The following is a 6,560-nucleotide window of genomic DNA, read 5'->3' as shown; positions in this document are numbered from 1 at the left end:
GGCGCCGAGGCCTCCTTCGTCGCCCGCACCGTCGACTCCGACCGCAGACACCTCACCGACGTCCTGCGCCAGGCCGCCGACCACAACGGCACCGCACTGGTCGAGATCTACCAGAACTGCAACATCTTCAACGACGGCGCCTTCGAAGCCCTCAAAGACAAACAGCAGGCCCAGGAAGCCGTCATCCGCCTGGAACACGGCCGGCCCATCCGCTTCGGCACCGACCAGGCCAAGGGCGTGATCCGCAACCCGGCCACCGGCGACCTCGAAGTCGTCGAGGTGACGGCCACCAACGAGGGCGACATCCTCATCCACGACGCCCACGCCACCACCCCCACCACCGCCTTCGCCCTCTCCCGCCTCGCCGACCCCGACACCCTCCACCACACCCCCATCGGCGTCTTCCGCTCCGTCGACCGGCCCGTCTACGACACCCTCATGGCCGGCCAGCTCGACACCGCCGTCGAACAACACGGCAAAGGCGACCTCACCCAACTCCTCACCGGCAACGACACCTGGACCGTCACCACCTGAGACAGGAACGCGGAGGGAGGGCGGGCCCTCACGGGCCCGCCCTCCCTCACGTCTTCTTCGTCCTCTTCGCCTCCGCCACCGCCGCGTCCGCGAACTCCCCCAGGAAGTGCGGCTTCCCGTTCCTCACCTGCCAGAGGAAGAGGCCGACGAGGCTCGCGGTGACGCTCTCCCTGCCGTCCGAGGAGTACGTCTTGGCGAGGCCCTTGTACGGGGTCTGGCGCAGGCCGTTCGCCACTCCGGAGGCCACCGACTCGGAGTGGTTGCCGACCGTCGTGCCCAGGGCCTGGAGCGTCCAGTTGACGGCGTCGTACGCCTCCGTGGCGTACGGGTCGACGGGGGTGGTGGCGGGCAGTCCCCAGCGCTTGCGGTAGGCGGCGGTGAAGGCCTTCGCCTGCGGGAGGCCGTCCGGGTCGACGTGGGACGTGCCGAAGTACCAGCCCTCGGCCGCCGGACCCGCGAGGTCGAGGAACTCCTGCGCGAAGGGCTGTTCGACGCTGCCGCAGGGGCCCCGGAAGCCCTGGTCGCGCAGGGCCAGGGCGCAGAGGGCGGCCCGGCGCGGTGAGGTCCCCACGTACATCACGCCCTGCGGGTCCGTCGCGAGGGCGGCCCGTACGGCGGAGGCGAAGTCCTCGCTGTCCGCCTCGACCGGGTGGGAGGTCGCCCGCCCGCCCTGGGCCTGCGAGGGCGGGGTCTTCTTGAGGCTGTTGACCGCGAACCAGGTGGACCGGCCGCCGTCGCGGTCCTCCACGACGGCGGTGCGGACGACCTCGCGCTCGGAGAGGTAGCGGGCGAACGGGACGACCATCGAGTCCGGGGAGGGGCGGGGTTCGAAGTAGGTGCGCTTGGTGGTCTGGCCGTCCACCGAGATGCCGTTCGGGACGGCGGCGAGGACGCTCACCAGGGGGACGGAGTGGTCGACGAGTTCGGCCACGGCGGCGGCGACGCTCGGGACGGTCGTCGGGCCGACGACGCCGACGAGCCTCTCGTCCTTGAGGAGGGTGCGGGCGGCGGTCGTGGCGCGCGCGCCCTGACCACCGTCGTCCAGCGTCCGCAGGACCACGTCGAAGGTGCGGTCCGGGCGGGCGTTGAAGGTCTCCACGGCCAGCCGGGCGCCGCGTTCCTGCGCCCGCCCGGCCGCCTTGGTGGGGCCGCTCAGATCGGTGAGGACGCCGATCGTGTACGCGGGGAGGGCGGCTCCCCCGCCCGTTCCCGTGCCCTTCCCGGCGGGGCCCCGGCCGAGGAGCCAGGCGGTCAGGCCGCCCGCTCCGGCGACGGCCGCCGCCGAGCCGGCCGTCAGGACGCGGCGGCGCGAGACCCCCGTGGGGGGTTCGGGGGCCGCGAGCAGGGTCGGTTCGGGGACCGGCAGATCGAGGACGCGCGAGGACCGCTGCGCGATGAGCGCGGGCAGACCGGGCGGCAGCCAGTCCCCCGCCGGTCCTCCGGCCTCCCCGAGGGCGGCCCGCACCTGCGCGGCCGTGGGGCGGGCCGCCGGGTCCTTGGCCAGGCAGGCCGCGACCAGGGGCGCGATCGTGTCCGGGACCTCGCGGAGGTCCGGCTCCTCGTGGACGGTGCGGTAGACGACGGCGGCCACCGCGCCCGTACCGAAGGGGCGTTCCCCGGTGAGGGCGTACGCGAGGACGCAGCCGAGCGAGAAGACGTCGGCGGCCGGGCCGACCTCGTCCGCGGCGCCGACGCGGGCCTGTTCGGGGGCGAGGAAGCCGGGGGTGCCGATCATCGCGCCCGTGGCGGTCAGCGCGGTCGCCCCGGCGGAGCGGGCGATGCCGAAGTCGATGAGGCGGGGGCCGTCGAGGGCGAGGAGGACGTTCCCCGGCTTGACGTCCCGGTGGACGAGTCCCGCCGCGTGCACGTCGGCGAGCGCGGCGGCGAGCCGGGCGCCCAGCGCCCGTACGGTCGGCTCGGGCAGGGCGCCGTGCAGCCCGACGGCCTCGGCGAGCGAGGGGCCGGGGACGAACTCGGTCGCCAGCCAGGGCTCCCGGGCCTCCGGATCGGCGCCGAGGACGCGGACCACCCAGCGGCCGGTGATCCGCCCGGCGATCCGGGTCTCGCGGCGGAACCGCTCCCGGAAGCCGGGGTCGGCGGCGTGCTCGGCGCGGATGAGCTTGAGCGCGGCGAGCGTTCCGCCGGCGGTACGGGCGAGATAGACCACGCCCATGCCGCCGGCGCCGAGGCGCCCGAGGAGCCGGTGGCCCGCGATCGAGGAGGGGTCGGCCTTGCGGAGCGGCTGCACGGGCGGTCAGGCCTTCGGTGTGTTCTGCCGGGGGACGGGTTGGCCGGGCGCGACGCCGATCGACTTGTAGGCGCCGTTCTGCACGCCGTGCACGAACGTGCCGACGCCGGCGAGGTCGCCGTCCTTGTCGAAGGAGTAACCGCCCATGACACCCGTGTACTTCTTGGCCCGGAGCTGGGCCCAGAGGCCCTTGCGGGCCGGTGGCCGGCCGGCCTTCGCGTTCGTGGCGAGCTGGTCGAGGACCATGTTCACGACGTCGTACGACTCGCCCGTGTAGTACGCGGGAGGGGCGCCGTAGCGCTTGCGGTACGCGGTGACGAATCCGGTGGTCCGCTTCCGGTCCGCGTCCTTGAGCTGGGGGTCCTTCTCGCGGGCCACGGGGTCGAGGACGGGCGCGCCGAAGAACCAGTTCTCGGCGGCGGGTCCGGCCTCCTTCAGGAAGGCGGGGCCGAAGGGGTGCTGGCCGCCGAAGCGGGGCCCGGTGAAGCCGAGTTCGAGGAGGGCGCGGGCGGCGAGGACGGCGGTCTCGCGGACCCCGCAGTGGACGTACGCGTCCATGCCGGCGTCGATCATCTCGCCGAGGATCCGGCGGTAGTCCCGCGTGCGGGCGGGGACGACCCGGTAGAGCGGGTCGATCTTCGCCTGTCCGAAGCCGAACTGGACGCCGCGTACGAGGAGCCAGCTGTACTGGTCGTCCGTGCGTTCCTGGAGGACGCCGGGCTTCTTGACGGTGGGCAGGAGCGTGACGGAGAAAGCGAGGTGCGCGCCGCCCATGGGGTGGTTGGGGATGGCCCGGAGGACCGTGGCGTTGGGCGGGCTCTGCTTGTCCCGCAGGGTGAACAGGTTGAACCCGGCCGAGGTGGTGAGCAGCGGGAGGCCGGCCTCCTCGAAGGCGGGGAGCGCGGCCTGTCCGGTGGCGTCGGAGGTGGGGCCGAGGACGGCGACGACGCCGGGGTCGGTGGTGAGCCCGCGGGCCGCCGCGAGGGCGGCGTTCCGGTCGCCCCGGTCGTCGGAGACCGCGAGTTCGAGGGTGAACGGCTTGTCCTCGCGGGCGTTGAACTGCTCGACCGCGAGGCGGGCGCCGCGCTCCTGGGCCTGTCCGATCTCCTTGGCGGGGCCGGAGAGGTCGGCGAGGACGCCGATCTTCCAGGAGGTGCGGGGAGGGGGGTTCTTGGCGTCGTCCTCGCCCTCGTCGCCCCGGAGGGCCGACCAGGCGGCGACGGAGCCGCCGCCGACGGCGAGGGCGGCGACGCCGGAGGCGAGGAGCAGGAAGCCGCGCCTGCTGCGCTTCGGCGGCCGTGCCGTTCCCGTGCCGGACGCGGTCGCGTCGATCTCGGGCAGGGCGAGCATCCGGGCGGAGCGCTCGGCGATGGTCCGGACGACGGGGGCGGGCAGCCACTCGGCGGTGTCGCCGGGGGCGTCCTCGACGAGCCGTACGCCGATCCCGGCGGCGGTCGGCCGGGCGGCGGGGTCCTTGGCGAGGCAGGCCCGGACGAGGTCGAGCAGCCCCTCGGGCACGCCGGTGAGGTCGGGCTCGTCGTGGACGGTCCGGTACAGGAGGGCGTCCGGGGCGCCGGTGCCGAAGGGCGGGCGTCCGGTCGCCGCGTACGCGAGGAGGCAGCCGAGGGCGAAGACGTCGGCGGCGGGGCCGATGGCGTCGGCGCGGGCCTCGGCCTGCTCGGGGGCGAGGAAGCCGGGGGTGCCGACGACCATGTCGGTGGCGGTGAGGGCGGTCTCGCCGGTGGAGCGGGCGATGCCGAAGTCGATGAGGCGGGGGCCGTCGACGGCGAGGAGGACGTTCCCCGGTTTCACGTCCCGGTGGACGAGGCCGGCCGCGTGCACGGCGGCGAGGGCGCGGGAGACGGCCCAGCCCAGGAGCCGGACGCTCCGCTCGGGGAGCGCGCCGTGCGCGGTGACGGCCTCGCCGAGGGAGGGCCCGGCGACGAAGGCGGTGGCCATCCAGGGCTCGGGGGCGTCCGGGTCGGCACCGGTGACGGGGACGGCCCAGGGGCTGGAGACCCGGCGGGCGGCCTCGACCTCGCGGCGGAACCGGGCCCGGAAGTCGGGCTGGTCGGCCTGGTCGGCGTGGGTGACCTTGACGGCGGCGAGCTCGCCGTTGGCCGTACGGCCCAGGTAGACGACCCCCATGCCGCCGGCTCCGAGCCGCCCGAGCAGCCGGTAACCGGCGATGAGGGAGGGGTCGGAGGGGAGGAGGGGGTGGAGGTCGCCGGGGGTGGTGCTGGCGGGCGGCGGGGGCGGGTTCCCTGCCGGGGGTTGGGACGGGAGCGGGGGTTCGGCCGGCGTCCCTGCCGGGGGCTGGGGCGGGGGCGGGTTCCCTGCCGGTGCGCCTGCCGGGGGCTGGAGCGGGAGCGGGGGTTCGGCCGGTGCGCCTGCCGGGGGCTGGAGCGGATACGAAGGTTCGGCCGGGGACGGGTTTCCTGCGGGTGCCCCTGCCGGGGGCTGGTGCTCCTGGTGCCCGGTCCCGGGCGGGGTCGGGCGCCCGGCGCCGGGCGGGGCCTCGTCCCCGGTCCCGGGCCGGTTCCGGTGGTCGGTGGCGGGCGGGGCTTCGCCTCGGGCCTGGTGGCCGGGTCCGGCCTGGGCCGCGCCCTGGGGCCGCCGCCTGGAGCCCGGCCGGACCGGGGCGCTCGGCAGGGGGCCGATCCGGGGGTCGCGCGGCGCCGGGGGCTCGGCGCCGTTCCCCGGCTCACGGCCGGCCTGCGGCCCATGACCGGCCGCCGGTCCCCGGACGTCCCGCGGCTCCCGGGTCGGCTCCGGCCCTTGGCCGGCCTCCGGTCCTCGGACGTCCTCCGGCTCCCGGCCGTCCTCCGGATCGTGTCCGTCTCTCGGGTTCACAGGGCTCATGACTGGACCTCCAGCTCGTCCTTGACGCGTTCGAGCATGGTGACGAGGGCCTGGACCTGGGCGGTGACGGTGCCGATCGTCGTGTCGGTCGTCTCCTCGCTGTAGCCCGGGGCGCCCTTGACGACGGTGGCGACGGTGACCTGGCCGATCCTCGACTGGTACCAGCCGTAGAACTGCTTCCCGGGGAACTCGGCGTTGTGGTAGCCGCCGCGCTCGCCGAGGGAGTCGGCGGCGGTGTAGTTGCCGCCGAGGCCGAAGGGGTTGCCGAGGGAGATGAGCCCCTCGATGCGTTCGCCGTCGCGCAGCTTCTGGTCCGGGCAGCGGAGCGCCTCCTCCAGGGTCCCGGCCATCTCCCAGTCGGCGTCGTCCTCGGTGCGGTGGACGGTGACGGTGGCGGCGACCCGGAGGGTCCCCCGGCCGTCGACGGCGGGGACCTCGCTGTAGGCGGTGACGCTGTGCAGGACGGTGGAGGGCCGGGTGCCGGTCTCCCACGAGCAGCCGTCCCCGAGCACGGGCCAGTAGTCGGGGTCGCTGAGGTGCGGGGTGCGCTTCACGTAGTCCGGGCCCCAGGCGTCCGGCCCCGCGACGACGGCGAGGGCCAGCCTCCGGGCGTCGGCGGCGTTCTTCGGCGCGCGCTTCGGGTCGGGGGTGAAGTCGAGCGCGGTGGGCGTGGGCGTGGGGGCCGGGGTCGTGCCGGCCCGGGTCGGCGTCCCGCTCGTACTCCCCTTGCCGTCGGGTTTCGCCCCGTCGCCGCGTCCGTCGGCGCACCCGGTCGCGATCAGCCCGCTCACCAGGACGGCACAGCAGGCACGCAGCAGTCTTCGGTCCCCGTACGCCACAGTTCCCCCACGGTCCCTACACGGATTGCCCGAACGGCGATCAGATCGTACGACCTGACGGGTCAACCCACCGTGGC

3 protein-coding genes and 1 pseudogene are annotated in these 6,560 nt (G+C 75.3%); 1 reads left to right on the top strand and 3 read right to left on the bottom strand.

Translation table 11 applies throughout. From position 1 onward, the window contains the following. Positions 1-534: pseudogene (locus AB0398_RS18890) on the top strand (2-oxoacid:ferredoxin oxidoreductase subunit beta); the annotation flags it as partial. A gap of 46 nt (positions 535-580) precedes the next feature. Here AB0398_RS18890 and AB0398_RS18885 read toward each other — a convergent pair. The 3 genes from AB0398_RS18885 to AB0398_RS18875 form a co-directional block, all read right to left on the bottom strand. Further along, positions 581-2,782 (bottom strand): bifunctional serine/threonine-protein kinase/ABC transporter substrate-binding protein, encoded by a 2,202-nt coding sequence (locus AB0398_RS18885; RefSeq protein ID WP_366376409.1) that lies wholly within the window; start codon positions 2,780-2,782, stop codon positions 581-583. A gap of 6 nt (positions 2,783-2,788) precedes the next feature. Further along, positions 2,789-4,972, bottom strand: coding sequence for a bifunctional serine/threonine-protein kinase/ABC transporter substrate-binding protein (locus AB0398_RS18880; protein ID WP_366376445.1), 2,184 nt, complete (start codon positions 4,970-4,972; stop codon positions 2,789-2,791). 668 nt (positions 4,973-5,640) lie between these two features. Continuing rightward, the gene (locus AB0398_RS18875; RefSeq protein ID WP_366376407.1) at positions 5,641-6,435 is read right to left on the bottom strand and encodes a hypothetical protein; all 795 of its coding nucleotides are present in this window, start codon (positions 6,433-6,435) and stop codon (positions 5,641-5,643) included. Between the last annotated feature and the right edge of the window lie 125 nt (positions 6,436-6,560).

The sequence above is a fragment of the Streptomyces sp. NPDC086147 genome (assembly GCF_040702165.1).
In the GTDB taxonomy this organism is placed as follows: domain Bacteria; phylum Actinomycetota; class Actinomycetes; order Streptomycetales; family Streptomycetaceae; genus Streptomyces.
The sequence above is the reverse complement of the archived record's forward strand: the minus strand, read 5'-3'. Positions and strand labels throughout refer to the sequence as shown.